The sequence below is a fragment of the Frankia casuarinae genome (assembly GCF_000013345.1).
Classification (GTDB): Bacteria; Actinomycetota; Actinomycetes; order Frankiales; family Frankiaceae; genus Frankia; species Frankia casuarinae.
On sequence record NC_007777.1, the window covers coordinates 3,395,716 to 3,422,421 of the forward strand.

A 26,706-nucleotide genomic window follows, 5' to 3' on the forward strand; every position below is an offset into this window, starting at 1 on the left:
AGGCTCCCGCTGTCCGGCCGCCCGCACGACGACGGGCGACGTCGATGCGGGGCCGGTCTTCGGACTTCCGGATCAACGCCGGCCGTCCGCCTTCCCGGACCCGAGGGCCCAGTGGCTGCGCGACGCGCATGGACGGCGACTTCCCGGTTACCGCGGCGGGCCCGTGCCGGACTTTCACCGGCTTCCCGATTCTCCCCGGTCCCCCGGGGCACCCCGCTCATGATGCCATTGGGGACGATACAGGATAAATCGACATACCAAGGTGACGGCGATCCGTCGACCGGTGAGTTTGGGGGACCTGAGCACGGTCTGCGGGAAGGTCATCCCGGTCTGGCAACGGAACAGGCGGCTCAAGGTACGTTCACTGTACGTTCACTCGCCCCGACGGTGGCGCCGAACTCGGCCCGAGTCCGCGGATCGGCGGGATCACCGGCCAGCGCCGCTGTGAGCGCGGCGACGCGGTCGTCGCGCGGTTGGGGCAGGCCGAGCCGTAGCTCGGTCACCTGCCGCAGCGAGCGCAGCGGGACGGCTGTCAGGTCCGTCGCGGTGAGCGCCCGGATGATCTCGCACAGCAGGGGGTTCCGGCTACCACGGTCGGAGCGGGGGACCCGAACGGATCATCCATGTCCGGGAAGGCCAGTACGTGCATATGGGTGGGGGTGCGCCTGGTGCGCGTGGTCACCGACGCGATCCCCCGCGGCGACCCGGCCAACATCGCCGCGGCCGGGCTGAAGGCGCGTCAGGACGCGTGCTCGTGCTGACAGGCAACCCGCGCGAAGAGAGCTACCGCGGCGTTGCAGCTGGTCAGAGGAAAAGCTGGTCGAGCGTGTCGGCGATCAGGACGCGAGCGGTCCAGGTCTGGAGCTGGCCGGCGGAGGCGTCGTGCACGGCGGCGAGCGCGGCCTCGGGAAGCGGACCGAACTTGAGGGTCAACAGCTGGAGGAGCGACTCGACACGACCCTCGACGCGACCCTCGACACGACCCTCGGCACGGAGCATCTCTGCGATGGTCATGTAGGCATCCTCCGCCTCAGGTCCAAGGCCGGCGATCAGGTCATGCAACTCGTCGCGGGCGTCCGCTTCTCCGACCAGCTCAATGTAACGCAGCAAAGTGGCGAACTCCTCCCTGCCATCCGGGCCGTCGAGGACCGCGCGCAGTTCGTCGACCCACGGTCGCAGGTCCTGGGCGAGCCGGGGGTTACCAGGGACGATCTTGAGGAGGAGCAGAGTGAGCCGCACCGAGTGCGTCAGCGGACGCTCCCGCAGCTCCCGCTCGTCAACGCGAACCAGGTCATCGAGCAGGAACTGGAACCGGGGCAGATGCTCCCGCCAGGCGCCGGCGAGGTCCGGAGCCAGGTCGACCAGGTCGAGCACCTGAGTCGGGGCGACCCACGCGTGCTCGTTGTGGTGCACGACCAGCGGGACCACCGCTGGCAGCCGGGCCGCTTTGTGATGGTCTGCCAGGTAGCGGTCCCAAACACGCACGACGTAACGCAGCATCCGGAACGCCATAAGCGGGTCGCTGCTGCTCTGGTGCTCGACGAGGACGTAGATGAACGCCTCATGGCCGTCAAGCGGAGCGGTGAAGAGCAGGTCGGTGTGCCGCCACCGCAGCGTGGCGTCGACCAGGCTACCGGGGACAATCGCCAGCCGGTCGAGGTCGAGGCGGGCCACAAGAGCCGCCGGCAGCGTCGCGCGCAGCTGCGACGCCGCGTTCGACGGCACACCGAGGACCCGGCGGAACACCGCGTCATGCGGCGAAGGCGGACTCGACATGGCGGCACCGTACCGGCGAACACCGACATCCCAGACGGCGCCGCACAGCTAGCTCCCGATCCACACGGCCAACGGGGGCGGCGCTCAAGCCGTCTGCCAGACTGGCGGCAACGATAGCGCCGAGTTCCCAGCACGCCTCGCGTACCGCGGCGTCCACTTCGCCGACGATCGACAGCGGCTCACGCCGGCGCTTCCACTTCAGCCCCGTGGTGACACCACCGCCGCGGATCGCGCCGGTGGTGTCGCTGTTGCCGCGCGTACGGCCGGCCTACGGTTGCCTCAAGCACGGGATAGTAGATCTGCTCGCAGATTTCACCGAAACTCGGGTACGCGACGTGGCCACGCTACGTGTCCGCGAGGTCGAGACACCACGGCCGGCCACGTAGAAGACAGCGAGCCCGGCGCCGCCGCTCCCACGTCCGAGGTCGAGAATTTGCTAAACTCTGTCTGTGGACGAATGGGAAGTCCGCGTGACGAACGAGTTCCTGGCCTGGGTCAACGAGCTCGATCCGAGGTCCAGGGCGCTCGTCGTCGACGCGATCGATCGGCTGGCCGATGCCGGGCCAAGCCTGGGCCGACCACTGGTCGACCGCCTGGTCGGCTCGGAGATCCACAATCTCAAGGAGCTCAGGCCAGCTTCCGCGGGCACCTCGGAGATCCGCGTCCTGTTCGTCTTCGATCCCTGGCGCTGCGCCATCCTGCTGGTCGGTGGGGACAAGTCGGGCGACTGGTCCGGCTGGTACCGCACGGCGATCCCACGCGCGGAGACGCTGTACGCCGAGTACATGAAGGAACGGGAAGCCGAGGAGGGCAGCTCATGACCAGATTCCCCCGGTGGAACGACGTCCGCGCCGATCTGATCGCCGACGCCGAGGAGACCCTGACCGAGGCCCGCAGGCGCAACCAGGCCTACATCGACGGCCACCGCCTCGCTGAACGCCGCAGGCTCCTCGGCCTGACCCAGACCGAGGTCGCCGAGCACATGGGTGTCAGCAAGAGCCGGGTCTCCCAGATCGAACGCGGCGACGTCTCCACCGTCGACGTCATCGCCCGCTACGTCCAGGCCCTCGGCGGCCAGATCCAGATCACCGCCGTCTTCGGCGACGATCTCTACATCCTGCGCGGCACCGACACGCCCGCTGCGTGACAGGCAACAAACCACGCCCCCGCACTGTCTGGAGCAAGCGGCCTGGGCCGGGTTTCCTCGGCGAGACAGGACAGAGCCGCAGGCCGCCACGGGCACGGACCTGGGGTCGACGTGGGCGAACACCGGTGGTGCGGGTACCCGGCCGGGCGGGTCCGGACGGGTGAGTGTGGTCGCCGATGGTCTGCTACCGCCCCGGGTGGCGGCCCAGGGCTGCTCTACCGGGCCCGGACCTGGCGTGGTGGCAGCGGCCGGAAAGGCATCGGCTGGCAGGACTGCCGGGATCTGCTGGCCGCCGCGCACGCCCAGCTTCCCGGGGGCCGGATGATCCTGGTCTGGGACGGGGTGAACATCCACCGCCAGGCGGAGATGGCCGCGTTTCTCCAGGAACACGCCGATGGGGTGAGCGTGGTGGCGTTGCCGGCCTATGCCCCCGAGCTGAACCCGGCGGAGGGGTGTGGTCACAGATCAAGCGGACCGCGCTGGTGCACCTGGCTGCCCGCAGCCTCGACGCCATCACGATCATCCTATCGAGGCGTCGCTACGACCGTTTGACCCCGCCCCCAGTCAAGTGTCCATTCACGGGTGACGGCTTGAGCAGCCCCGTGTTGATGTTGGTTTAGGTGGCGAGAGCGTGTGTGGGGCTGGCCGCGCGCCTGGCTGGCATCCAGGGCGTACCGGCGAGGGCGAGGCGGATGGCGTCGACGGCGGTCAGGCCGTGGTCGCGGGCGGATACGAGGTAGGAGCGCACGCGTAGGTAGGCGGCCATGGTGGGGGTGTGCCAGTAGCCCGAGACGGCCTGGTGGCGTTTCGGGAGGCGTATGGCCTGCTCGCTGGGGTTGTTCGTCCATGGGATCTTGAAGTCGGTGGTGAAGAGCCAGACCTGGTCTGCCTTCGCGGCGAGCCGGCGGGCCAGGACCAGGCCGGGATGGTTCTTCTCGTCGGCCCAGGGGCGGGACATGTTCGTCAGCTCGCCGATCCGGACGTCGGCGTCGTAGCGGGCCCGCAGCGCGTCGATCGCGGCCTGGCCGAGGCGGCTGTTCCCGGCGGCGCGGGCGGCGACGACCAGGCCGTTGGCCTCGCGGAGCAGGTCGATGAGCCGGCCCGCCCACTTCTGGACCTTCGGCGCGAGGATCAGCACCGCACGCAACGCCCTGATGAGATGGGCACAGCACAACTGCACGCCGGCGAGCGTGGGGTCGTACTGGTGCCAGCCGGCGTAGTCGTCGCGGGTCAGGTAGCCGTGCCAGCCGGTGAGGACGCCGGTGGCGTCGATCGCCCCGGACGAGCGGGAGCTGATCGCCGCATACCAGACCAGCCCGGGCGCCGGGGTGCGCACCACCAGCAGGTGCGGGGTGCCCGACAGGGCGGTGCCGGTGGCCTCGTCACGATCCTTGCGCAGCACGTTGACCGGCGACTCGTCCCCGCACAGCACCGGCTCGGCCCGCAGCGCCGCCTTCATCGCCTCGTCGAACCCGGCGGCCTTCAGGTCCTGGGCGAGCCGGGCGTTCGCGCGGGCGACGAACCCGGCCGACACCGGCACCCCGAGCAGCGCGCCGATGACCATCGCGGCCCGCTCGACCGGCACGTTGCCCTCGGAGGCGAGCAGCACCGCCGCGCCGTGCAGCCTGGGCCCGTAGGACACCGCGCCCGCCGCCGCGTGCCGCACCCCCGGAACCACGGCGGTGGTGACCTTCGCGCAGCACGCGCAGCGCCGCCGAGGCAACACCCACTCGACCTTCTCCAGCACCGGTTCGAGTAGGTCCCAGACCTGCGCCCACCCGTCCGCCAGCACCCCCGCGTCGGACAGATCCGCCTGGCACGACGAGCATTCCGACGGCGGGTCCGCCGACAACGACCGGTCCGGCGTCTCCTCCCGCGCCAGCCCCGCCCCCGGATGGCCCGGCTGCCCACCCGGCTTCCTGTCCTTCGACCGGACCCGCTCCGAGGACGCCCACCGCTCGGCCTTCCGCTTCTCCCTCGCCCCGACCGGCTCCTTCGACGGCGGCACAGAGGAGTTCGTACTGTCCATCGACAACCGCCGACGCAGCTCGGCGAACTCGAGCTCAAGCTCCTCGACCCGCCGCACGGCCCGGTCCCGCTCGGCGCGCACCGCGCCAAGCTCCACCTCATGCCGCGCGGCCGAGTCCTCCACGACCCGACGCAGCCGCTCGTTGACCGACACCAACCGCTCGTTCGCCGCCACCGACGCGGCCTGCCCGACGGCGAGTTCCTCGATCCGCGCCTCGGCAGCCGCGAGACGCGACTCCCACGACGACGCGGACAGCTCAGCCACAACCCTGATCATCCACGCCCAGCCACCAGGATCAAGCAACGGCCACAGCACGTCCCCGCAACACAAACCCCAAGGTCAGCGGGCTACCCCGGCACACCCGTGAATGGACACTCTCTGGCGTCAAGGTACGGCGGTGTTGTTTTACCACTCGGCCGTCCCTGGCCCCCAGGGTGCTCCTCGCTGGTAGCCCTCAGCGGGTTTCTCTTTGGTGTCATACCAGGACAAGGGAAGTTGCGTGCCGAAATGGAGAGCAGCTGTGAGGAGGGCATCAATGTGTGTATTAGATACCATGAAGGCGCTCATGGCGGAGTTCCTTGTTTACTGTCCCTCTTAGCCGAGCACCGGCCGCGACCCCTTTGACTTGTAAGGGGAGGGGTAGGCTGACGAAAGGCATTGACCGACATCCGGATGCCCGGTAAGCTAAGAGTGAGTTTTTCCGTTAGTGCTTATTGCGGCTCCCGTTCCAGCGGGCAGCCGCTTTTTCATTTGCGCCGCTTCAGGGCGGCCGGATGCTCGGCAAGCGGCGGTGCCGGGGCCGCTTGCGACCACTCAGGACGCAATGCGTGACCTCGATGGCCAGGCAGACGACGACGAACATGCGCCAGGCTGCGCGGGCCAGCTCCACCGCCCAGGCTCGCGCGGAGTTGTCGAGGGCGGCAGGCTGGTGCAAAGTGCCTGTACTTCTGTTGAACGACCGTCCCAGCAGCACCAGGACGGTCAACTATGGCCGTCCTGGAGGTAGCGGACACCTCCTCCGCCCAGCACGGCGAGTGCTACGTGTACCCGCCGCCATACATACGGCCGGAGTAGCTGGGCCGCCTCCTCCGGGGAGCAGAAGCGGACGGCCGCCAGCTCCGGGTCCACGGAGCGCAGCCCCTGCGCTTGCTGCTGGGTGAGGGCGCCGCCGTCGAAGACGAAGGCCAGCAGGTCATCCCACGGCCCATGCGGTGAAACCCAGTCCACGCACAGCAGGTCACCCACCTGCGGATCAAGACCGAGTTCTTCCTTCAGCTCGCGCCGCAGGGCGTCCCGCGGCGGCTCGTTGGCTTCAGCCATCCCGCCCGGTAGATCCCAATCCGGCTTGTATGTCGGATCAACCAGCAGGAGGCGGCCGGCTTCGTCGCGGATCAGAGCATCAGCCGATACCCGCTTGCGGGCCTGGCGGGCGTTGCCTTCGGCCAGGTGGGCGAACTCGGCGGCATCGCGGCCGGCGTAGCTGGCCTCCCACTCCTGTTCGATGTTCATGAAGCCTCAGCCGGCCGGGGTCGTGGCAACGTCGTGGTCATCCGCCCAAGAAAATTGGCTACGGGCCCAACAGCTCCGTGAGGTTCAAGCCGGTGGCCAAGGGCCCGAAGCTGGCCGACGACGCGATCGGATGCCAGATGCGGCGTCACGTCGAGCACCTGGCCGCCGGCTTCACACGCCCCCTCAAGGTCGCCGGCCCCAAGACGCACCGTGGCCAAGGTCAGGTTCCCGAAGGCCCGGCTACGAACCCGGTCGGGGCCTCGAAGCTCCAGCACGCGGGCAACCTGGCGCTCGGCTCCGGCAAGGTCACGAAGATCCCGCAAGCAAATGGCGGCCTCAGCGGCCAGCGCTGCTTCGTCGAATGGGCTCAGCCACTCGTGGCCACCGGTGGCGGCACGTGACAGTTCCAGTACGGAGGCCCGGAGGGCGGTCAAGCAGTCGGCCGGTGCTCCGGCCAAGGCGCTGCCCCTGGCCTTCATGGCATGAAGCCGGGTACGCAATGCGCCGCAGCCCGGATCATCCGGCACCAGGGCAAGGCCAGCCTCGGCCAGCCGGACGGCGTCGCGGGGACGGTCATCCTCCAAGGCTAGGTGACTCTGGCTCACGAGGGCTTGGGCACTCAGGGCTTGGTCGCCGGCGGCGGTGGCAAGGCCGAAGGCCTGCACGAAGTGCTGCCCCGCGAGGTCGCCCCGCTCGTCGTCGTAGGCCAGCCGGCCATGTCCGTCAGCGACGAGGCCGCCGAAAATACCGCCGACGGCGGGTGCTGGTGGCCCACCAGCTGCGGAGCAACTTCGGTCTGGATGAACCGCACTACCACTGGGTACAGCCGCCCGCCCCCGAGCTGGCGGTCGGCAGCCCGGAAGGCCAGGGCGGCGGCGCGGATCGTCTCCAGGGCTCCACCCTCGACGGTGGCAGCGATGGAGCCGTAACCCGGTCCACCCATCCAGGCCGGCGTGGAAGACGCCGCCAGGGGTACCCGCGGTTGCCCGGGAAGGTCGAACCAAAGCAGGGCAGGCGGCAGCCGAAGTGTCCTGGCCCAGTGCGTCAGGCGGTCCAAGTCCCGGATGGGCGGGCCACTCTCGATCCGGCTCACCTGGGCCTGGGTCAAATTGAGCCACCCACCAAGCCGCTCCTGGCTGATGGGCCGGCGGTGGTACGGGCTTTGGCGGTAGGCCACGGAGATCAGGCCGATGTGCTGGGCCGCGAAGGCGTCGCGGAGTTGATCGGTCTGCCAGAAGTGATCCGGAAGCGCCGGCGGGCCTTCGGCTTCCCGGCGGACTCGCCCCAGGCATCCGGTGCAGCGGGGGCCGGCGTTGTCGGCGGCCAGCCGGGTGCCGCACTCGCAGTAACGCGCGGCCAGCTCCGGCATGTGATCGCTCCCGTGGGATGCCGCCTGGGTATCAACGTGATCGAGAGTGTAGCGGCCAAAAGTCCACCGGACGGGAGCCGGCGGTCACCACCCGCCGTTCCTTCGATGTGGGATCATGACCGGGTGACCGCACCGGCCCTCATCCTTTGGGACGTCGACCACACCCTGCTAGAGATCAAGGGCGTCAGCCGGGACATCTACGCCCGCGCCTACCAGCTGGTAACGGGCAGCCCCATGGAACAGCTGGCCGACATGACCGGCCGCACGGAGCGGGCGATCATTATCGAGACGCTCCAACTCGGCGGGATCACCGAGCCGGAGCCGCTGCTACCGGCCTTCTACGACGCCCTGGGCGAGGCGGCCCGGCAGCTCCAGGACCGGATGCGGGGCGCCGGCCGCAGCCTGCCCGGTGCTGGGGAGGCCATCGCGGCTCTCGTTGCCGATGGTGTTGTGCAATCTGTCGTGACGGGCAACCTGCACTCCATCGCCGAAGTCAAGCTGGCCGCCTTCGGGCTCACGGAGCATCTAGACCTGGCCGTGGGCGGCTACGGCGACGACGACAGCGACCGGGCCGTGTTGGTCCGGCTGGCGGTTAAGCGGGCCGAGGCCGCCCACCAGGTGAGCTTCCCCCGGCCCAGGGTGGTGGTGATCGGGGATACGCCGCACGATGTCAAGGGCGCCCACGATGCTGGTGTGCGGGCGGTGGGCGTTGCCACCGGCGGCAGCACCGTGGCGGACCTCGAGGCCGCTGGGGCCGAAGCCGTTTTGCCGGACCTCACCCGGCCCCGCGCCCTCCAAGCGGCCGTCTTCGGCCTCGTGGGCTAACTGCCGGGGCCAGCGGTCGCCAGGCGGAACCGCTCGCCGAAGTCCCGCGCCGCGGGCACGGTGCCGAAGGGCTCAAGCCCGTCCGCAAATTCTTTCAGGCGCAGAGCTACCCGCGTCGAGCCGATGGCTTCGCTCAGGGAGAGGGCATCGGCCGCCGTCTGGCAGGCCTGCTCAACGTCGCCCGCCTTCAAGTGGCACTTCGCCAGCCGGGACAGGTAATGCACCTGGTCCCGGATGCGGTGGGGTGTGCGCTGGGTAAGCAGGCCAATGGCCTGCGTCAGCGCCGAGGCGGCCTCGCCGGTTTGGCCCAGTTCCAGCAGGCAGGCGCCTTCCTGGGCGGCTACCTCTACCTCGTCGACGTAGGACACCCACATGGGCTCGTCCCGGTGGCCGGCGGCCTCGAAGTCGGTACGGGCGGCATCCAAGGTGCGGCGGCAGCCGTCCTGGTCGCCAACGCCGGCCTGGGCCCGAGCCAGGCGGGTACCCAACATCGTCTTGGTCAGCGGCGTAAGCCCGGCCGTCCCGGAGGCGAGCGCGGTTTGCGCTAGCGACAGCGCCGGCCCCCGCCGCCCCCGGTAGGTCTCCTGAAGGCTCATATAACCCAGGGCGCTGGCGGCCAGGCCCGGTTCGTCGCTCTCATGGGCCACGTAGATGGTGGTGGTGAAGTAGCGGCGGGCCTGGGCGTGGTGGTCAGCGTCCAGCGCCAGCCACCCCGTCATCTGGGCGAGCTGGCCGAAAGCGAGCAAACCATCACCGGGGTCCTGCTCCACCGTCACGGCCATCCGGGCCACGTACCGGGATAGGGGCAGATACAGGCTGTCGCCGCCCAACTCGTCGTCAAGCTGCAAGAACAATTGCAGCAGCAGTTCGGCGCTCTGGCCCGTAGTCATGCCCTCGAAGGCGGAAATGCCGATGGTGGGGCTACGGGTCTCGCCGGCGGCCAACGGGAGGCGCCCAGCCGTCAGGCTGCCCAGCAGCGCCGGCAGGTCCGGCCCCGCGGGTACCGGCGGCGTCGGGGCCGCCGCTACAGGTGCGGGGCGCTGCTCGGGGAGCTGGAACCACAGCAGATGAGCGGGGATGCGCAAGGTGCGCGCCCACATCATCAGCCGGTCCAGGTCCTTGATCGGCGGGCCGGACTCGATGCGGGATAGCTGCACCTGGGAGAGGTCGGCCCAGCCGCCAACCAGTTCCTGCGCCAGCACCCGGCCGTGCCAGGGGTTGCGGCGGTAGGCGGCGATCACCCGGCCCATGTGCCAGCTGGCCAGGGCGTCGCGTAGTTCATCGGTCTGCCAGAAGTGATCAGGCACCACCGGGGCCTGAAGGCGCAGCTGCTCCTGTTTGCGCTGGCAGGGGGCACAGGACCCGGCCGCGTTGTCGCGGGCGAGACGGCTCCCGCAGGAGCGGCAGTACCGGCCTGATGCCCTGTCCATGCCCCCGGCCGCTTCCACTCGTGGTCATCCAAGTGCGCTCGGCAGCAGTGTAAAGGGGCATTGGTCACGCCAGGTGGGGAACTGGAGGCGGCACGTATAGCCGTCATACATGGCCCGGCATGGCCGCATCCGTCCCGCCCGCTCACGCTGAGGACCAAGGCGCCCGGGGCCGGGTAGAGGACCCTGCTCCCCGGCCTCGGGCGCCCGTCCACATCAGTGGATCTTCCTGCCAGGATTGGAGGCACCGGTGGATGCAAACACCGGAAGGCAAGACTCCGTACTGGGGCCGCTGGGCAGTGCGGCGCTGCGGCTCATCGCCGAAGGGCTCGGGGCGGCGTTGGGACGGCTGGAAGCCGCTGGCGTCGTCCTCGCTTGCGACGCGGGCGACCTGCCCACCACCGCTGTACAGCAGGCAGCCTTGGAAGAGCGAACCGAAGCCGTCACCGCGGAACTGCGCCGGTTGCACGGCGAGGCGCGGCGGATGCTGGCCCGCCAGCGCCGCACCCCTGCCGCTAGCCTGTCCCGCCGGGCCTTCCTCATCTGGCCGGGGTTCCTTCCGAGCAGCCAGGCCACCACCCGCTTCACCGCCTCATGAACGGCCGCCCGCCGTCCTCGGCGGAGTGCCAGTCGGCGCGGACGGTGTACGGCTACATCAGCTCCGAGCACGCCGACGAAGCCGAAATCGACCGGCTCCACGACCAGCTCACCGCCCACGCGCAGGCCGAAGGCTTGGCCCTGGCAGAAATTTTTGTCGACCGTTCCATTCCCCCGGGGCGCATCGTGCGTCCCGGCCTCACGGTCCTCCTCGAAGCCGTCATGAGGTCGGAAGCCGCCGGGGTCCTGGTGGCAAGTCTCGATCACCTCTCTCCCTTGCCCGCCGTCCGGCAGGCCATCGAAGTGGAGATCGAGGTGTTGGGCGCGCGGGTGCTCACCGTAACGCCCGCCGTCCCTTCGCCGAGGTCGACATGAACCTTCCGGCCAGCACTGCACCCCAGCCAGCCGCTCACCTGCGCGCGAGCGTCCACCAGTTCACCACCACCACCACCACGGCCCCGGCCTTGGCGCGGCAAGCGGCGGCCGAGCTGCTGGAGGACTGGGGGCTTACAGATCTTCTCGACACCACGGCCCTGTTGATTTCAGAACTCATTACTAATGCCGTCCGGGCCACCCAAAGTTCCGGCGGCGGCTCAAGGCCCATCGTATCCATGCGCATCAGTTGGGCCGCCGGGAGCCTCATACTTGAAGTCTGGGATCGCAACCCGAAGCCGCCCGAACTTCAGGTTCAGTATCTTCACGGTGAGAGTGGCCGGGGCCTTCACATTGTCGAAGCCCTGAGCACGGCGGCAGCCTACTACCCATCACCCACCGGAGTTGGCAAAGTGACCTGGTGCCAGATTGAGGCACCGGCACCGCCCGAATCCCAGGAGTCGCACCCGCTTCTCCCGCACCGTCGGGCTACGGTTGCACGTGCCGATCCTGGGTTGGTTTTCGATGACATGGCAGTTCTAAAACGGGTGCTCGCTGGCCTGCAAGCCCTGGACAGTCGCCTACCCCGGAGTGACGCCATGAGATAATAGCGCCAATATCTTCGCCCAATACCGTCGTACTTCCGGAGTTTCCTCATGCCGTTTGCCGCAGACCGCTGGATGACCGAGTACCCCGCCTGGCTTCCCGCAGCAGATGGGGTACGCCGCGTATTTGCGTTGCCTGGCGGCCCGGTCTTGGCGGAGGTTCACGGCGGCAAATTGACGCTCGCGGCACTGGGCGATGAGGCGGCGGAGCCGCTGGCGGATGTCTTCGGCTTGCCGGAGGGAGCAGCTAGCGAAGTGCCGGAGCTCGCCAAGGAGCTGGCTGGCCTCGGGCTGGTGGGACGTTTCCGCAACCCCTCGCTGTGGGAGGCCCTAGCGACCGCGATCTTGCGTCAAGTCATCCGGGCGGGGCAATCCAAGAAGCTCTACCGGGCACTATGTGCGGCCCACGGCGAGCAAGTGGCGCTGCCGGACGGTGGCGCGTTCGGCCTGTTTCCGAGCCCCGAAAAAATCCTAGAGCTAGACGACGAGCAGTACGGAGAACTAGGGCTAGCTTTCAAGCGGCCAGCGCTGCGGGCCGCCGCTACGGCCTACCTGGCCCACGGCGAAAACTGGAACCGCCTACCCCTGGCTGCCCTGGTCGACGAATTGCAAAGCGTCCAGCGGATTGGCCCTTGGACGGCCGGCGCTGCTGTTGCTGACTACACCAATACCTGGGACCTCTACCCCTACGCCGATCTGGCCGTACGCACGTGGGCGGGGCGAGCTGCCCCAGCGCACCATTGGTTCAACAATGAGCGTGCCTTCGGTGCCCAGTGGCGGCATCTGGCGGGGGAACACCTATCAACCTTGACCATACTGACCCTCGCTTGGGGTTCATACCGTGGAGACATTGGATGACGGCCCCGTCCTGGGCGCCGACCTGAACCAGCCGCTCGACGCCGTTTTTATTAACGCCCCGCTGCGTGACTACGGCGTCCGCCCACGGGTAAACGACTTCACGTTGCCCGTGTTGGGCATGGCCTACATCGCAACCTACGCGGCGGCCCAAGGCTTCAACGTCGGCGTGCTCGACGCCGAGGCTTTGGGGCTCGGCGTCAAAGAGACCTATCAACTGGTGAACCGCCTCGGACCGCGCTGGGCCGGTTTCAACCTCCTGGCCCCCACCTACGAGGTGAGCGCCGAAATCGCCGCCGGCTTGGACCGGGACATCATGGTCATGATCGGCGGGCACCAGGCCAAGGCCATGCCTGCCGCCATCATCACCGACCCCCGTTTCGGGGCGCTGGAGGCCCTGGTGCTGGGCGAGGGCGAGACCCGCGTGGCTGAGCTGTTGCAGGACAAACGCTCCCGCGCCGACCTGCCCGGCGTGATGTGGCTCGATCCCATCCTTCGCCAGCCTGTCACCGGCGGCCGTCCGGGCGCGGGCCACCACCTGAGCCCGGATGTGGACCGCCTGCCCTTCGTCGACCGCCGGTTTCTGGTGGGCGACCCGTACCAGGCGCCAGACGGCCGCGTCGAGGCCAACATGGTCGGTGCCCGCGGGTGTCCTTACGATTGCTCCTTCTGCGGCGCTGCTGTTAGCGCCAACCCAGACATCACCATCCGCACCCGCACCCCGGCCGGCATCATCGCGGAGATGGAGGTGCTGCACGCCACAGGCGGCGTGACCGCCTTCCGCTTCGTCGATGATCTTTTTCTCGGTTACGAGCGGTTCATCCGCCAGTGCATGGAGGCCTTCACCGCCGCTCGCCTCGGGGACCGCTTCGTCTGGGACGCCACCGGCCGCATCAACATCCTGCATCGGGTCGACAACGCCCTGTTGGATGTGCTGGCCGCCAACGGCCTGCGCGAAGTTGCCCTGGGCGTCGAGTCCGGCAGTGAACGGCTCTTGAAGTACATGGGTAAGCGGATCACCCCGGACATGACCCGCTCCGTGGTCCGCCGCCTCAACGAGCGCGGCATCTCGGTGAAGGGATACTTCATCTTGGGCTTCCCCACCGAGACGCGGGAGGAGCTGGCGGCCACCGTCCGCCACGTCAGGGAGTTGTGGGAGGTGGCCGACGGCCAGCCGGGGAACTTCCGGGCCTCCGTCTTCGAGTTCCGCCCGTATCCGGGGACGCCGGAGTGGGACCGCATCGTGGCTACCGGCCGCTACCAGCCCGCGCAACTGCTGGCCTACACCGCCGTTGACCTCACCGAAGGCGGGCTCGACGAGGCCATGCGCGGTCGGGATGAGTTCAACTTCTCCGTGAACATCCAATTCGGGGAGGCCACCGTGGATGAGGTGCGTGCGGCCCTGGTGGAGCTGTCCCGCGAGCAGCCGGGCATGCTCCGTCCTCAGCTCCGCGAGCTCGACTCGCAGACGGCCGTTCTCCACCAACACATCCGCCAGCGCCTCACCACCAGCAACGCCGCAAACACCCGACTCGACAACCGCCACGCACCGCAGCAAACTATCCCGACCAGCGAACCGTCACCCACGGAGACCATCAGGCCACACCCAGTCCCCCCAGCCACCGCCAACGTCGATCAACTCAACGGGACTTCCGACTACGTACGTCCGACTGGCACCACATGGCCGGGCCCTGGGATCGGCCACTCGACGCCATCGCGGTGGGCTCCCATGGACGAGCCCACCAGGAACTGTTCGTCCTCGTCGAGGGCGAGGTCTGGCACCGCTGGTGGATGCCCGAACCGCAATGGTCCGACTGGCACAAGCTAACCCGCCTGGGCATGACAGCGACGGACATCGCGGTGTCCTCCCTCACCGAAGGTCACCTGGAGGTATACGCGCTCGACGCCACCGGCCGGATGCGACACCGGTGGTACTGGCCCGAGCCCGGCTGGTCGGACTGGACGGACATGACCACTCCACGCGACGACACCACGCCCCCACACATGCCGCTACCGGAGCAGAGCAGCGCCTGACCGTCGCTTCCGACACGACCACCCGCCCCGTGCGGACCGGGTGGCTCACCGCCATCGCCGCCGGCTCCCACTCCGACCGCCACCAAGAGCTCGTTGGTATAGACCGAGACGGCACGGTTTGGCATTCATGGAACTGGCTGTGCGACGACGGCCTGCCGAACTGGCAGGCCTGGTCCACCTGGGACCCCTGGCACGCAATGCCTCCCGTCCGCTGACGCGTCCAGACAGCACTCGCCTTCGGCCGGTCCCTCCAGGTCTCTTCATCAGGCTGGCCGCTGCCGTGGCGCCGAACTCCCGACAGGCTCCGCGGGCAGCCGCGTCCACCTCGACGATGATCGAAAAAGGTTCGTGGGGTGCTTCCACTTCAGTCCGGTGGCGATCGTTGCGACGGCGCGAGTCCCGCCGGTCGTATAACTACTGCCGTGGACCTACCGCGCTACCGTGGACAGCGCGTACGGCCGGCCTACCGCCACGTCGAGGCACGGGTAGTAGATCTGGCCGCAAAAACATGAGGAAAGTCGCGTGCGCCGTGCGGTCACGTTCAGTGCCATACCGGCACGCCCGGGTCAATCGTCCATCAGGCTGGCCGCAGCTGTGGCGCCGAGCTCCCAACAGGCCTCGCGTACAGCGGCATCTACCTCGCCGATGGTCGACAGCGGCTCCCGAAGGCGCTTCCACTTCAGCCCGGTCGCGATGGTCTCGACCCCACGGATCGCACCGGTCGTGTCGCTGTTGCCGTGGACATACAAGGCGTACGGCCGGCCGATGGTCGCCTCAAGCACGGGAAAGTAGGTCTGGTCGCAGAACTTGCACAAAGTCGCATGCGTCGGATGGTTACACTACGTGTCCGCGAGCGTGGCCGCCATGGTCGCGCCCAACTCCCAGCATGCTTCGCGGGCAGCAGCGTCGAGCGCTCCCACCACCGTCAGCGGCTCCCGCAAGCGCTTCCACCGCAGCCCCGCAGTGATCGTCTCGACTGATCGCACGGCGCCGGTGGTGTCGCTGCCGCCGTGGACGTAGAGGGCATACGGCCGGCCGACGATTGCTTCAAGGCAAGGATAATACACACCATCAAAAAAGTGCTTCAAAGCGCCCGACATATAGCCGATATTCGCCGGAGTACCAAGAATATACCCATCGGCAGCCAACGCATCCGAGGCCGTGGCTGAGAGTGCCGGCCGCACCTCAACCTCTACGCCCTCGATCTCGTCCGTCCGAGCACCCGACAGAACCGCCTCCAGCATTTCCTGCATGGTCGGGGACGGGGTGTGATGGACCACCAGCAGCTTCGCCACAGCCATACCCTACCAAGCTAAGGCCCACCCCCTCATACGAGAAGGTGGGCAAGTGGTTAGGGACAGGTACACGGGCTATATACCCAGACGCGCCTCCGTGCAGCATCATGGCCGGCAAGGTGGTGGATCGCATCCATGTAGCGCGATGCCGCTTCCATATCCCCGAAGCGGTGATGGGGAGAGGTCCAGCCGCCCGGTTCCCGGTAGGCGAGATGAACCTTCACATCCACCGGAATTGGTAGGGCCTCAATCTGGGGAGCCGGATACCCTAAGCGCGCCACACGACGTCCAAGCGGTCGGGGTCAGACTGACTGAACCGCCCCGGTCTCCACCGAACCCGGGGCGGTTCACCCGGGGCGGTTCACCCGGAGCGGCCACACAAGACACGCTCTTAATATAACTACCCGCGCTTTGACCGACCGAAAAACCCGCTACCAGCTACCAGCTGGTCAGCGGCGGGCACCGCTAAGCTGGAGACCGACCACTCCGACGATGACGAGGACCAGCGAGGCGACCTTTAGCGCGTTCATCGATTCGCCGAAGACGGCCGCGCCAATGACGGCCATGGCCGCGGTGCCGGCCGCGGACCACACCGCGTAAGTGAAGCCGATCTCCAGATGCTGCAACACTCGAGACACGAAAAAAAATGACAGCGGATAGCAGACACAGACCATCAGGGTCGGCCAGAGCCGAGTGAACCCGCTGGTCTCCCGGAGCGCCAGCGTTCCAGTGATCTCCAGCACTATAGCGACGATAAACTGCACGATGACGGCCACACCCGGACGATATCGGCGCGCCGGATGGCCGTCACCCCGGCCAGGGAGTTCAACCCGTTCGGCTCGTCGATCGGCTGGCGGTCACCAGTAGCGGGATGCCGACCCCGTGCCGGGCACTCGCCTCCGCGAGCAACGCGGCCAGCCAGCCCAGCGCGTCCAACGTCCACTCGGCGAGGGCCCCCTGGAAGGTGACCCGGTGCCGAGCAGGTCCCTGCCACAGTTCATCGATGACGGCGGGTTCCAGCACCGGATGGTCGTCGTTCGCCGGAGAGAGCGAGTCATCCGAGAAGACGTGCTGGTCGAGTTTGCGCAGCCAGTCGAGCATCGCGGGGGCGGCGGAACGGATGGCCGGGTCCTGCCCGCCGTCCACCGTCACCCGCACCCGCGTTCTGTGCCGCGGGGCGCAGTCGGCGAACCAGCCGGCATCCTGCAGTAGACTTCCCACGGCGGGTGTCCGTGGCGAGATCCCGAGGCCCTCCACCGGCGACACCTGCACCGGCAGCAGGAGCTGCACCGGCAGCAGGAGCTGCACCGCCGTCAGCCGCAGCGTGCCGATCCGCGCCACGACATCGTCCGCGCAGGCCAGGAACGGCTGCACCGGCAGGGGGCGGCGGTTCGGGACCGGTTCGGTCAACGACACCTGGAACCAGGCGGCGCGGGACGGCGACGCCCCGGCGGCGGCAGGCCGGTCCTGCCCGGCATCGTTCATCCCCCACAGGCCGCCGGAGGCGTCCGGCATGGCCTCGGTGAGCCAGCCCAGCGCGGACGACCTCGCGACGAACAGGCTGTACGCGTCGGAGGATGCGACGAAGGGATCCCGCCACGGGTGCGGCGCCAGCTCGCCGTACAGGGAGGCGAACAGGGTGCCGGCGGGCCCGGCCGCGTCACCCTCGTGCACTACCGCCGGCACCTGATGTTCCGACCCGTCGTGACGAGTTTGTTCGGGTCGTCGGGCACGCCCACCAGATCCACGTCGATGACGCTACGCCACCCTGTCAGACTGCCGCTCCTGCAGTGGCCCCGCCCGGTCGCCCGGTTTCCGGCGCCGCCGCCGGACTTCACCGTCGACCGGCCCACCGCGCCGACGTTCCGCCACGTGCCGTCGCTGTAGTACTCCTGCAGCTGGACGGTGACGACCGCCTTGGTGACGTCGCAGTCGATGTTGACCCACCAGCCGTGTCCGGACGCCTCATGAGCGGAACTGGAGACGTGTACGTCGTCGCCTCTGGTCTCGAAATAACACACCCGCGCGGATTTCGTGATGCCGGCTGGGGAACTCCTGCCCCGCAGGCCATCCGCGCCGACCGCGCCAGCCGCGACCGCGGAATCCGGGACGGGCGCGGGTACCGGCCCCGCCGGCGCCGCGATCGCCGCGGTCACCGAGATCTGCGACGTTCCGATCAGCACGGTGCTCGCAATGCAGGATCCCACAGCGAGCCCACGAAGAGAGTGACGCACAAGCGCACCTCCGAATCTGGTAGAGCAGCGGAAAGAATACCACGTGCCCGGGACGGAAATTGACGACACGCACGGCACCGGCCCCACCGATCCCATCCGGTGCCGGTGGTCACAAAAAAAATTGCATCGCCGCCATGCCGCGTCAAGCAGGCAGCCGTCCACCCGGCCCGTGTCGGACCCTACCGGTCGCCGACGGAAATCTTTTTCACATGGCAGACGAAAACGGCTCGCGCAGGCGTTTCTAATTCAGCCCCGTGGTAATCGTCTCGATGCCGCGCACGACGCCGCGCACGACGCCGGTGGTGTCGCTGCCGCCATGGGCGTGGAACGCGTACGGCCGGTCGGCCGTACGCCGCGCTCCCGTCGGTCTGGAGCGATCCCGCTTCCGTGGACCGGGGGTGTGAGACGGCTACGCCGAGGCCCGGCGAGCAGGACGTTCCCGCTCGGATCACACCGGCGCCCACCAGCCGGGATACATCACATCCGGTTCCCCGGGCCGGTACATTACGGCCATCGTGTCCAACATGCGCGGTCCAGGCGATGCGCCGCGGCGGCTCGACCGGCCGCTCGGCGGCGTACACCCGGTCCCGGCGGTCCCGGCGGTCCCGCTGTCTCCGACGCTCCCCGACGAGGCACCCAGCCCGATGAGTACGCCCGCGCGGGGCGGCCGCCATCCCGCCGGCGCGTCCGGCCGCCCGCCGGCAGCCGCCCCGCGGGCCGGCTCCGCCTGACGGACCGAACGATCCGTGTTGCTCTTCATCCCGCTGGCCCTGTGCGCCGCGTTCCTGCTCGCGTCGTCCGCGGCTCTGCAACAACGCGCCGCCGGACGCAGCCGGTTCGCCGCCCGTGACGACCGGACGCACGCGCTGCCCGGAATGGGGCATCTGGTCGACCTGGCACGCGAACCGATGTGGCTGCTGGGCTGGCTGACAAACGTCGCCGGGTTCTTCACCCAGGCGCTCGCCCTACACCTTGGTTCCCTCGCCGAGGTGCAGCCCCTCATGGTCACCCAGTTACTGTTCGCGCTCCCGCTGGGCCTGGTCCGCACCCATCTACGGATGGCGCGGGGAGCATGGTGGGCGGTGGCATCGATCTGCGCAGGCCTCGCGCTGCTCCTCACGGTCCAGGGACGCCTACCCGCCCATGCTCCCCTGGACGAATACCGGCTGGCGCTGACCATCCTCGCGATCATTGCCCTCGCGGCGACGCTGACGGTCTTCTCCCGCGGCCGGCGACCAGCAATGCGTGCGGCGATGCTCGGAGTCGGCGCCGGGCTGTTCTTCGCGCTGAGCGCCCTGCTGATGAAGCAGGCCACCGACGAGACCCTGAACGAGGGGATCGCTACCACCGCGACCCACTGGTTCGCCTACGCCCTGTGCGGAGTCACGATGGCCAGCCTCGTATTCGGGCAGATGGCGTTCGCCGTGGGTCCGCTCGCGCCGACCGTCACCGCCATGAACATCACCAATCCGACGGTCTCCTACACTCTCGCCGTGCTCGTCTTCGGGGTACCCGCCCCGGACACCCCCGGGGTTATCACGGGTGTCACGGTGGCGGCTCTGCTGGTCGTGGGCGGGGTCGTCCTGCTCGCCCGCTCGCCCGCCCTGCCACGCCCCACCCGTCGCCTGCCTGACGTCTCTCGCCACGATGCCCCCGCCCCGATGCCCCCCTCCTGATGCCCCCCTCCTGGCGGGCGACGAGGTCGAACTGTTACCGGTACTCGCGGAAGTCCAGCCTCCGGCCATCGAATGGTTCGCGCTGGAAGGGCTGCACCTGACGAGCGGGAGTCTCAGCGCCTGGCGACGGCAGGTTCGATCATCTCCTCGGCGGGGCAGGACGTCCGGGCAGGATGACGGGGACGACGGGCTCCGGGGACCGCCGCGGTCGCTCCGCCTGGTGGCGGCCGACGCGGGGCAGGCCCGGGGCGGGATCCGGGGAGCTGGCATGGGAACATCATCCGCACCGTTGCGCTGGACCACCCGATGCGTCATCGCGGGCGGTGGGCCGGCGGGGATGATGCTCGGTCTGTTGCTGGCCCGCGCAGGGGTGGACGTCATCGTGCTGGAAAAGCACGATGATTTTGCCCGTGACTTCCGCGGTGACACGATTCACCCGTCCACGATGGCAGTGATGGCGGAGCTGGGCCTGCTGACGGACTTCCTTCGCATCCCGCACACCCGGGCCGCCACGCTGGCTTTGGATATGGCGGGCCGGCGCCGGACCGTTGTGGACTTCCGGCACCTGCGGACGCCCTGCCCGTTCATCGCCCTGATGCCCCAATGGGACTTTCTCACGTTTCTGGCCGAGCGGGCCGGTGCCTATCCGACGTTCCGCCTGGCGATGAGCACCGAGGCGACCGACCTGGTCCGGGCGAATGGACGGGTCGTGGGCGTGCGCGCGGCCGGCCCCCTCGGGGAGGTCGAGATCCGGGCGGATCTGACGGTGGCCGCCGACGGCCGGCACTCGACCCTGCGGTCCCGTGCCGGCCTGCCGGTGCGGGAGCGCGGCGCTCCCTTCGACGTCCTCTGGTTCCGGCTGCCGAAAGACATGGGTGACAGGTCCGCGAGCGGCCGCCGGGCGGCGAGGGACGGGAACGGGAACGAGGAGGGGAACGGGCGTGGGGAGGAGAAGGGGAACGAGCGTGGGGAGGAGGGAAACGGGGACGGATTCACCCTGGCGCACCTCCGCAAGGGCCACGCCCTGATCACCCTGGATCGACGCGACTACTGGCAGTGCGGCATGGTGGTCCGGAAGGGGTCGGCGCAGCGGCAGCCAAGGACGGCCGGCGGGCTGGCGGCGTTCCGTGCGCAGATCACCACCGCGGCGCCGGCGCTGTCCGGTGCCGTTGACGACCTCACCGACTGGGACCAGGTGAAGACCCTGGTGGTGCAGGTCGACCGGCTTCGCCGATGGTTCCAGCCGGGTCTGCTCTGCATCGGCGACGCCGCCCACGCGATGTCCCCGGCGGGCGGCGTCGGGGTGAACTACGCCGTCCAGGACGCGGTGGCGACGGCGAACCTGATGGCCGTGACGCTGCGGGCCGGGCCACCCGAGCCGGCCGAGCTGCGGCGGGTGCAGCGCCGGCGGACCTGGCCGGTCGTGCTCATGCAGATGATCCAGGTCCGGCAGGGCGCCTTCCTGGTACGCCTGTTGGGTGACGACGAGCGGCCAGCGCACGGCGGCAGCCCGTCGCGCCAGGTCGCGCGTGCCCCCCTGACGAACGCGACGACGAACGCGACGGCAAGGACGATGACGGGGGCGGTGCGGGCCGGGATGTCCAACCTGGTGACGGCCATGATGTCCTATGGGGTGACCGCCACGGCGGCGCCGCGGATCGGGCGGGTGCTCGGGCGGGTACTCGGGCGGCTACTCGGGCGAGTCATCGGCATCGGATTTCGGCCCGAACACGTCCGCACCCCCGACGTGTTCGCCGAGGATGCCGGATACACCAAGAATGCCGGATACGCCAAGAATGCCGGGTACGCCGAGGGCGTCGAGCGGGCGAGATGACCCCCCACGCCTCGCCGCCCGTCCGTCGCAGGCGGTGTCGCCTCAGCGGTTACCGAACAGACCGCCTAGGCCGCCACCGCCGAAACCGCCGCTTGGGCCGTGACCACCGTGACCGCCGTGCTGGTTGCCCTGGAACCCGCCCTGACCGAGGCCGAACTGTCCGGCGAGACCGGCACCCGCGAGCGCGTTGTACGGCGGAAGTAGCTCGCAGGGCTGCACGATGACGAAGCCCTCGCCGGTGAACTGCATCTGCCAGCTCTCCCCGGTGTTCCCCCGGGGTCGCCACACGGCCGAGGACGTCACCGCCGCCTGCATCGAGACCTGCAGGCTCGATGACCAGCCGACGACCGCGTCGGCGTCCGCGAAGTAGTAGTTCTGATGCGTTACGTGCATGACCAGCGGCGCCCCGGACGTGCAGACAGCGACCCGGCCGTTGCCGCGCAGCTCGACCTGGTAGCTCCCGACACCGGCGATGCCGACCTGGCTGTCCACCCGCACCAGGTCCCAGGTCAGGTCGGCGTTGAAGGCGAGCACGTTCTTGCCGTCGACGGTGAGCCCATCACCGACCAGGTCGAGGATGTGGATGTCCTGCGCCTGGTTGGCGAGGAAGACCGAACCCGATCCGGAGACCTGCATGAGGTTCAGGCCCTCGCCGCCGCTGAAGAAGCTGTGGAAACGCGAGCCCCAGCCCTCCCAGTGCGCGTCGAAGTTCGCGGCACCCTGGTAGGCGACCATCGCGCCCTTGCGGGCATAGAACTCCCGCATCCCGCGGGCGCCAAGCGTCGCCTTGAGCATCTTGCCGTTCTGCAGGGAAAACGGCTCGTCCGAGGGACGCTCGGGATTGTCCAGGAGACTGCTGCGGATGCCGCCGGCCGGCCCACCGGAGCCACCGGGAGGTGTCCCCTGGCCCGGCGGATAGCCCTGGCCCGGCGGATAGCCCTGGCCCGGCGGATAGCCCGGACCACCGCCGGGATAGTTGCCCTGCGGACCACTCGGGTGGCCGCCGTACATCCCGCCCTGCGTCATGTCGCCGTCCCCGTCCTCTCCGCGGTGCGCTCCGCCGTCCGGCGCCGGTACCCGGCCGCCCGCCCCCACCGTGCCATCGCGGCCTCAGCCCCGCACCGAGAAGGTCGGCCGCTCGTCCTCGCTCGGTTGCACGACGACGAACCCCTGGCCGGAAAAGCCGAGCTGGAACGCCTCCCCGGAGCCGCGCCCGATGAGCCCGCCGAGCCGGGCGGTGCGCCGGGGCTCGACGCGCAGCCCATCGGTGTAGGCGACGAGGGCGTCGGTGTCGACGTAGGTCGACGCCTCCCGGGTGTCGAGCACGATCGGACTGCCCTTGGCGGTCAGCGCCACCCAGCCGTGCCCACGCACCACCACGTTGAACATCCCCATTCCGGACAGCATGGTGATGCCGCGGACCCGCTCGATGCTCCACTGCAGCCCGGCGTCGAAGGCCAGGATGTTCTTGCCGTTGACCGAGAGTCCCTCGCCGGCAAGCTGCGCGACGATGACCTCCTTGCCGTAGTCCGCGAGGTACAGCAGCCCCTGGCCGGTCGCCGTCATGAGCGGAACGCCCTCACCCGTCGCCCAGGAGGAGGCGATCCGGCCGAGCTGCGGCGGCTGCGGATTGAAGTCGATCAACCCCTCGTAGGCGATCATTGACCCGACCCGGGCGAAGAGATCCTGGCCCGGGTTCATGACCACCTTGGCGATCTTCGAGCCGTGCCTGCTCATCCGTTCCATGATCGGAGTTGGTCCGTAGTGCTGGATCAGGCTGCCCTGCACGGCCCGCTCCTCTCCCCCGGCGGTCCTCCCGCCAGGCGCGCTTCCCGGATGGTCGACACGCCTCAGACCTCGTACGGCTGGACGACGATGAAGTGCCCCGCGAACCCCATGAACTGCAGAGCCAGTGCCTCGCCGCTACCGCCGGCGTAGATCTGCCGGGAGATCCGGACCTGAGTGGACACGCTGACCCGCATGCCGGTGGTCCAGGCGACGAGGGCGTTCATGTCCGCGAAGGTCGGGCCCTGCACGGTGAGGGTCATCGGAGACCCCTTGGTCATGACGACCACCGAACCCGGCCCGGAGACCTCGAAGTGGAAGAACCCCCCGCCGGGGATGCCGGGGCTCTCGATCCGACGCACCTCGGTGCGCACGGTGGCGTCCATCGCCAGCAGGTTCTTCGCGTTGACGCAGAGGGAGGAGCTGCCGAGCTCGACGATGTGCAGGTCCGCGGCGTCCTGGGCAAGGAAGACCTCACCCGAGCCCTTGCAGGTCATCAGCTTGAGGCTCTGGCCGGTCAGCTTGCCCTCGATGAGACCGCGCAGCCCGCTGCTCTTGTAGTCGAACTCGACGCTGCCCTGGTAGGCGACCATCGACCCGCGCAGCGCCAACGCGTCCGGACCGAGGGTGACCTTGACCAGCTTGCCGTTCTGCTGGGTCCACCGACCGGCGGTCGGCACCTCACGGTAGGGATCCAGGCTGTTCATCGCCCCGGGCAGGGTGGGTCGCGCCTGCGACGGCAGGATCTCGGGTCCGCCGAACGCGCCGGTCGGCGGCATCCCACCCGGCATGCCGGTGGCGGGCATCCCACCCGCGAAGCCCATGGGCGGCGGTGCAGCGAGCGGAGCGCCGAAACCGGGAGCGCCGAAACCGGGAGCGGGGGCCGGCTGCGGCGCCTCGTCGGCGACCTCACCGCCGTAAGAGCGGATGAGCTCGGCCAGTCCCCCCTGGAACCCCTGGCCCACGGCGGCGATCCGCCACACACCCTTGCGGTAGATGTCGGCGATCATCACGGCGCGCTCGCTGGTGAAGTCGGCGCCGGTGAAGGAGTAGCGCAGCACCTCGGTTCCCGCGACGACGACCCGCAGGTACCCCGACGAGATAGCCGAGGCGCTACCGGCACCGTCGAGGGCGGCGCAGAACGACAGCCGGCCGATCGAGGCGGGCACCTGGTCGAGGGTGACCCGGAACGCCTGACTGTCGCCGGCCTGCGGCCCGAGGAGCTGGATGGACTTCTCCGGCGACGCCGGCTGGTTGAAGAAGACGAAGTAGCGGTCGTCGGTGAGGCGATCGGCGCCGTCCAGGCCGAAGCAGGAGATGTCCCACTCCCCCGGCGCATTGATCTGGATCCCGACGTACAGGTCGGTGCCCGGGGTGATCGTCGACAGCTGCGCCTTCTGCCCTCGACTGAACTGGGTGACCAACACGCTCCCTCCACCTGGCATTCCGTGCCGGACCGGCGCAACCATGACCTACCGGCGTTACCGTGCCCAACCGGCCAGCCAGCACCCGCCCGCATCCGCACGAACCGGACTGCCGGCAACCTAGCAGCTGCCGGAGAGTACAGCCGAACACGTCGGCGCCGGGAACGCTGTCGATCCCCGGACAAGACGATTCGCGGACAGGACGATTCGACGACGACACCGGCATCGGAGCGGCTACCGGTGAGGCTCCTCTCGCGCTCCGACATGGTCGGGCGTTCACTGGACAGATGCGCTACGTCGAGGGCATCACGACAGCCAGCGGTAAGAAGATATCCAAGATCGGCCTCGGAACCTGGCAGTTCGGGTCCAGGGAGTGGGGGTACGGGGCGAGCTACGCCGACACCGAGGCCGGGCGCATCGTGCGCCGGGCCCTCGAACTCGGGGTGACGCTGTTCGACTCCGCCGAGATCTACGGGATGGGACGCAGCGAACGCATCCTCGGCTCGGCGCTGGCCGGGATCCCGGACGCGCTGGACCGGGCGTACGTGGCGACGAAGGTGTTCCCCGTGCTCCCGCTGGCTCCGATCGTCGAGCAGCGGGCGGTCGCGAGCGCGAACCGGCTCGGGGTGCACCGCATCGACCTGTATCAGGTCCACCAGCCCAATCCGGTGATCAGGGACGGCCAGACGATGCGCGGGATGGCGGCGCTGCGCGCCGTCGGCCTCGTCGGGGACGTCGGGGTCAGCAACTACTCGCTGACCCGCTGGCAGGACGCCGAGGCGGCGCTCGGCGCGCCCATCCTGTCCAACCAGGTCGAGTACAGCCTGGTTCGGCGCAGGCGGGGCGAGGAGCTGCTGGCGTTCGCCGCCCGGGAGTCCCGGATCGTGATCGCCTGGAGCCCGCTGAGCCAGGGGCTGCTCTCGGGCCGCTACGACGTCACGAACCGCCCGACCGGGCGGATCCGCGCGATAAACCCGCTGTTCCTCACCGAGAATCTGGCCCGCGCCACCCCGCTGCTCGACGTCCTACGCGAGGTCGCCGCCACGCACGACGCCACCCCCGCCCAGATCGCGCTGGCCTGGGCGATCCATCATCCGTCGGTCGTCGCGATCCCGGGGGCGTCCAGCGTCGCCCAGGTGGAGAACAACGCCGCCGCGGCCGACATCACGCTCACCGAGGACGAGTACGGCACGTTGACCGCAGCCGCGCAACGCTTCGAACCGCTCGCCGGCACGTCGGCCTTCGCCGCGCTGGCCGCGGAACGGCTCCACCGCTGACCGCTGTCCGGCCAGTCCGAGGCGCCCGGTCAGTCCGAGGCGCCCGGTCAGTCCGAGGCGTCGTAGGTGGTCACGTCGTCGGAGGAGATGTCGTCGGAGGAGATGATGTGGAACGGCGGGCACACCCCGGTCGAGTGGTGGGCCGCGGCCTCCAGCGCCATCCGGACCCGCTGTTTCGGGTCGAGGCCCCGGGTGCTGTGCAGCGAGCCGCAGGCGTACTCGTCGCCGCTGCCGACCGCATAGTAGTTATCCGCGCTGCGGCCGATCTGGTAGTCCGAGTCGATGCGGTAGAGGTGTCCGCGGAGGCCGACCAGGAACAGCCCGCCGCTCTCATTGCCGGAGTCGTTGCGGGCGAAGCCGCCGTCACGCAGGCAGTCCCGGACCACCGCGATGAAGTCCGTCGCCATGAACCGATCGAGATCCCAGTCCTGCGGGACCGGGGGCACGAGGCTGTAGCGGAGCAGCTGGCCCATCCGGAACGAATCAGTGAACCCCATAATGAACTCACTGTTACGAAACACCTTGGTATCCGCACGGACAGTGATAGACCAGCCAGCGACACCGGCGCTGTCCCCACCGATCACGACCCGGCCGTCCTGCTGTACCCCGACGATGCAGGTCACGAAGCGGAATGGT

General features: G+C 69.0%; 30 protein-coding genes and 1 riboswitch. Of the genes, 14 read left to right on the top strand and 16 right to left on the bottom strand.

Going from position 1 to position 26,706, the window contains the following annotated elements; all coding sequences use genetic code 11:
- Nucleotides 1–32 precede the first annotated feature (32 nt).
- Nucleotides 33–231: riboswitch (cobalamin riboswitch) on the bottom strand.
- 119 nt (nt 232–350) lie between these two features.
- The gene (locus FRANCCI3_RS28195; protein WP_011437266.1) at nt 351–503 is read right to left on the bottom strand and encodes a hypothetical protein; all 153 of its coding nucleotides are present in this window, start codon (nt 501–503) and stop codon (nt 351–353) included.
- A gap of 301 nt (nt 504–804) precedes the next feature.
- Nucleotides 805–1,776 carry an Rpn family recombination-promoting nuclease/putative transposase gene (locus tag FRANCCI3_RS14475; RefSeq protein WP_011437267.1) on the bottom strand — a complete coding sequence of 324 codons (972 nt, stop codon included), beginning with the start codon at nt 1,774–1,776 and terminating at the stop codon, nt 805–807.
- A gap of 470 nt (nt 1,777–2,246) precedes the next feature.
- On the opposite strand from FRANCCI3_RS14475, the gene FRANCCI3_RS14480 reads away from it, so the two are divergent.
- The 3 genes from FRANCCI3_RS14480 to FRANCCI3_RS14490 all read left to right on the top strand — a co-directional run bounded on the left by FRANCCI3_RS14480 (nt 2,247) and on the right by FRANCCI3_RS14490 (nt 3,475).
- Nucleotides 2,247–2,597 carry a type II toxin-antitoxin system RelE/ParE family toxin gene (locus tag FRANCCI3_RS14480; RefSeq protein ID WP_011437268.1) on the top strand — a complete coding sequence of 117 codons (351 nt, stop codon included), beginning with the start codon at nt 2,247–2,249 and terminating at the stop codon, nt 2,595–2,597.
- Nucleotides 2,594–2,923 carry a helix-turn-helix domain-containing protein gene (locus tag FRANCCI3_RS14485; protein WP_011437269.1) on the top strand — a complete coding sequence of 110 codons (330 nt, stop codon included), beginning with the start codon at nt 2,594–2,596 and terminating at the stop codon, nt 2,921–2,923. The genes FRANCCI3_RS14480 and FRANCCI3_RS14485 overlap by 4 nt, the downstream gene beginning before the upstream one ends.
- Nucleotides 2,924–3,034: 111 nt before the next feature.
- A complete protein-coding gene (locus FRANCCI3_RS14490) occupies nt 3,035–3,475 on the top strand; it encodes a transposase (RefSeq protein ID WP_011437270.1) in 441 nt (146 codons plus the stop codon).
- A 64-nt stretch (nt 3,476–3,539) separates the two neighbouring features.
- Here FRANCCI3_RS14490 and FRANCCI3_RS14495 read toward each other — a convergent pair whose 3' ends face one another.
- From FRANCCI3_RS14495 to FRANCCI3_RS14505, 3 genes are all read right to left on the bottom strand, one after another.
- Nucleotides 3,540–5,228 carry an IS66-like element ISFsp11 family transposase gene (locus tag FRANCCI3_RS14495; protein WP_011437271.1) on the bottom strand — a complete coding sequence of 563 codons (1,689 nt, stop codon included), beginning with the start codon at nt 5,226–5,228 and terminating at the stop codon, nt 3,540–3,542.
- A gap of 484 nt (nt 5,229–5,712) precedes the next feature.
- The gene (locus tag FRANCCI3_RS14500; RefSeq protein WP_023841125.1) at nt 5,713–5,937 is read right to left on the bottom strand and encodes a hypothetical protein; all 225 of its coding nucleotides are present in this window, start codon (nt 5,935–5,937) and stop codon (nt 5,713–5,715) included.
- Nucleotides 5,934–6,461: an NUDIX domain-containing protein gene (locus FRANCCI3_RS14505; RefSeq protein ID WP_011437272.1), complete on the bottom strand. Its 528-nt coding sequence runs from the start codon at nt 6,459–6,461 to the stop codon at nt 5,934–5,936. Before FRANCCI3_RS14505 ends, FRANCCI3_RS14500 begins: the two co-directional genes overlap by 4 nt.
- Before the next feature lie 92 nt (nt 6,462–6,553).
- Here FRANCCI3_RS14505 and FRANCCI3_RS14510 point away from each other — a divergent pair, with 92 nt between their 5' ends.
- Nucleotides 6,554–6,862: a hypothetical protein gene (locus tag FRANCCI3_RS14510; protein WP_023841126.1), complete on the top strand. Its 309-nt coding sequence runs from the start codon at nt 6,554–6,556 to the stop codon at nt 6,860–6,862.
- Between the two features lie 218 nt (nt 6,863–7,080).
- Here the strand turns inward: FRANCCI3_RS14510 and FRANCCI3_RS14515 are convergent, their stop codons facing one another.
- Complete coding sequence (locus FRANCCI3_RS14515; RefSeq protein ID WP_011437274.1) at nt 7,081–7,830, bottom strand: helix-turn-helix domain-containing protein; 750 nt, start codon at nt 7,828–7,830, stop codon at nt 7,081–7,083.
- Nucleotides 7,831–7,935: 105 nt separating this feature from the next.
- Between FRANCCI3_RS14515 and FRANCCI3_RS14520 the strand changes: the two genes are divergently transcribed.
- On the top strand, nt 7,936–8,655 hold the full coding sequence (locus FRANCCI3_RS14520) for an HAD family hydrolase (RefSeq protein ID WP_011437275.1): 720 nt from the start codon (nt 7,936–7,938) through the stop codon (nt 8,653–8,655).
- On the opposite strand, the gene FRANCCI3_RS14525 is transcribed toward FRANCCI3_RS14520, so the two are convergent.
- The gene (locus FRANCCI3_RS14525) at nt 8,652–9,962 is read right to left on the bottom strand and encodes a DNA-binding protein (RefSeq protein ID WP_201783639.1); all 1,311 of its coding nucleotides are present in this window, start codon (nt 9,960–9,962) and stop codon (nt 8,652–8,654) included. The two genes, FRANCCI3_RS14520 and FRANCCI3_RS14525, sit on opposite strands and share 4 nt — an antisense overlap.
- 370 nt (nt 9,963–10,332) lie before the next feature.
- On the opposite strand from FRANCCI3_RS14525, the gene FRANCCI3_RS14530 reads away from it, so the two are divergent.
- From FRANCCI3_RS14530 to FRANCCI3_RS14550, 6 genes are read left to right on the top strand one after another with little or no spacing between them, the layout of a single operon-like run.
- Nucleotides 10,333–10,680 carry a hypothetical protein gene (locus FRANCCI3_RS14530; RefSeq protein ID WP_011437277.1) on the top strand — a complete coding sequence of 116 codons (348 nt, stop codon included), beginning with the start codon at nt 10,333–10,335 and terminating at the stop codon, nt 10,678–10,680.
- A gap of 44 nt (nt 10,681–10,724) precedes the next feature.
- Complete coding sequence (locus FRANCCI3_RS14535; protein ID WP_035733191.1) at nt 10,725–11,054, top strand: recombinase family protein; 330 nt, start codon at nt 10,725–10,727, stop codon at nt 11,052–11,054.
- The gene (locus tag FRANCCI3_RS24730) at nt 11,051–11,659 is read left to right on the top strand and encodes an ATP-binding protein (protein WP_011437279.1); all 609 of its coding nucleotides are present in this window, start codon (nt 11,051–11,053) and stop codon (nt 11,657–11,659) included. The genes FRANCCI3_RS14535 and FRANCCI3_RS24730 overlap by 4 nt, the downstream gene beginning before the upstream one ends.
- A 48-nt stretch (nt 11,660–11,707) precedes the next feature.
- A complete protein-coding gene (locus FRANCCI3_RS14540; RefSeq protein ID WP_011437280.1) occupies nt 11,708–12,514 on the top strand; it encodes a hypothetical protein in 807 nt (268 codons plus the stop codon).
- Nucleotides 12,498–14,339: a B12-binding domain-containing radical SAM protein gene (locus FRANCCI3_RS14545; protein ID WP_011437281.1), complete on the top strand. Its 1,842-nt coding sequence runs from the start codon at nt 12,498–12,500 to the stop codon at nt 14,337–14,339. Before FRANCCI3_RS14540 ends, FRANCCI3_RS14545 begins: the two co-directional genes overlap by 17 nt.
- Before the next feature lie 11 nt (nt 14,340–14,350).
- A complete protein-coding gene (locus FRANCCI3_RS14550) occupies nt 14,351–14,545 on the top strand; it encodes a hypothetical protein (protein ID WP_035912180.1) in 195 nt (64 codons plus the stop codon).
- Between the two features lie 566 nt (nt 14,546–15,111).
- Here FRANCCI3_RS14550 and FRANCCI3_RS14555 read toward each other — a convergent pair.
- The 5 genes from FRANCCI3_RS14555 to FRANCCI3_RS23545 all read right to left on the bottom strand — a co-directional run bounded on the left by FRANCCI3_RS14555 (nt 15,112) and on the right by FRANCCI3_RS23545 (nt 18,023).
- Entirely contained in the window at nt 15,112–15,327 is a 216-nt protein-coding gene (locus FRANCCI3_RS14555) for a hypothetical protein (protein ID WP_023841132.1), read from the bottom strand.
- A 57-nt stretch (nt 15,328–15,384) separates the two neighbouring features.
- Complete coding sequence (locus tag FRANCCI3_RS14560) at nt 15,385–15,846, bottom strand: flavodoxin family protein (protein ID WP_082456722.1); 462 nt, start codon at nt 15,844–15,846, stop codon at nt 15,385–15,387.
- A gap of 443 nt (nt 15,847–16,289) precedes the next feature.
- On the bottom strand, nt 16,290–16,616 hold the full coding sequence (locus FRANCCI3_RS14565; protein ID WP_023841168.1) for a DMT family transporter: 327 nt from the start codon (nt 16,614–16,616) through the stop codon (nt 16,290–16,292).
- Nucleotides 16,617–16,665: 49 nt separating this feature from the next.
- Nucleotides 16,666–17,526 carry a hypothetical protein gene (locus FRANCCI3_RS14570; RefSeq protein WP_011437285.1) on the bottom strand — a complete coding sequence of 287 codons (861 nt, stop codon included), beginning with the start codon at nt 17,524–17,526 and terminating at the stop codon, nt 16,666–16,668.
- The gene (locus FRANCCI3_RS23545; RefSeq protein WP_049760948.1) at nt 17,514–18,023 is read right to left on the bottom strand and encodes a hypothetical protein; all 510 of its coding nucleotides are present in this window, start codon (nt 18,021–18,023) and stop codon (nt 17,514–17,516) included. Before FRANCCI3_RS23545 ends, FRANCCI3_RS14570 begins: the two co-directional genes overlap by 13 nt.
- A gap of 797 nt (nt 18,024–18,820) precedes the next feature.
- Between FRANCCI3_RS23545 and FRANCCI3_RS14580 the strand changes: the two genes are divergently transcribed.
- Nucleotides 18,821–19,750, top strand: a complete 930-nt coding sequence (locus FRANCCI3_RS14580) for a DMT family transporter (protein WP_011437287.1) — start codon at nt 18,821–18,823, stop codon at nt 19,748–19,750.
- Between the two features lie 268 nt (nt 19,751–20,018).
- On the top strand, nt 20,019–21,584 hold the full coding sequence (locus tag FRANCCI3_RS14585) for an FAD-dependent oxidoreductase (RefSeq protein WP_011437288.1): 1,566 nt from the start codon (nt 20,019–20,021) through the stop codon (nt 21,582–21,584).
- A gap of 42 nt (nt 21,585–21,626) precedes the next feature.
- On the opposite strand, the gene FRANCCI3_RS14590 is transcribed toward FRANCCI3_RS14585, so the two are convergent.
- The 3 genes from FRANCCI3_RS14590 to FRANCCI3_RS14600 all read right to left on the bottom strand — a co-directional run bounded on the left by FRANCCI3_RS14590 (nt 21,627) and on the right by FRANCCI3_RS14600 (nt 24,793).
- Nucleotides 21,627–22,610, bottom strand: a complete 984-nt coding sequence (locus tag FRANCCI3_RS14590; RefSeq protein WP_011437289.1) for an AIM24 family protein — start codon at nt 22,608–22,610, stop codon at nt 21,627–21,629.
- Nucleotides 22,611–22,694: 84 nt separating this feature from the next.
- Nucleotides 22,695–23,372 carry an AIM24 family protein gene (locus FRANCCI3_RS14595; RefSeq protein WP_011437290.1) on the bottom strand — a complete coding sequence of 226 codons (678 nt, stop codon included), beginning with the start codon at nt 23,370–23,372 and terminating at the stop codon, nt 22,695–22,697.
- A 62-nt stretch (nt 23,373–23,434) separates the two neighbouring features.
- Entirely contained in the window at nt 23,435–24,793 is a 1,359-nt protein-coding gene (locus tag FRANCCI3_RS14600) for a TerD family protein (RefSeq protein ID WP_035912209.1), read from the bottom strand.
- 287 nt (nt 24,794–25,080) lie between these two features.
- On the opposite strand from FRANCCI3_RS14600, the gene FRANCCI3_RS14605 reads away from it, so the two are divergent.
- Nucleotides 25,081–26,070: an aldo/keto reductase gene (locus FRANCCI3_RS14605; protein WP_011437292.1), complete on the top strand. Its 990-nt coding sequence runs from the start codon at nt 25,081–25,083 to the stop codon at nt 26,068–26,070.
- Nucleotides 26,071–26,117: 47 nt separating this feature from the next.
- Here the strand turns inward: FRANCCI3_RS14605 and FRANCCI3_RS14610 are convergent, their stop codons facing one another.
- Nucleotides 26,118–26,693: a hypothetical protein gene (locus FRANCCI3_RS14610; RefSeq protein WP_035733167.1), complete on the bottom strand. Its 576-nt coding sequence runs from the start codon at nt 26,691–26,693 to the stop codon at nt 26,118–26,120.
- Nucleotides 26,694–26,706 lie beyond the last annotated feature (13 nt).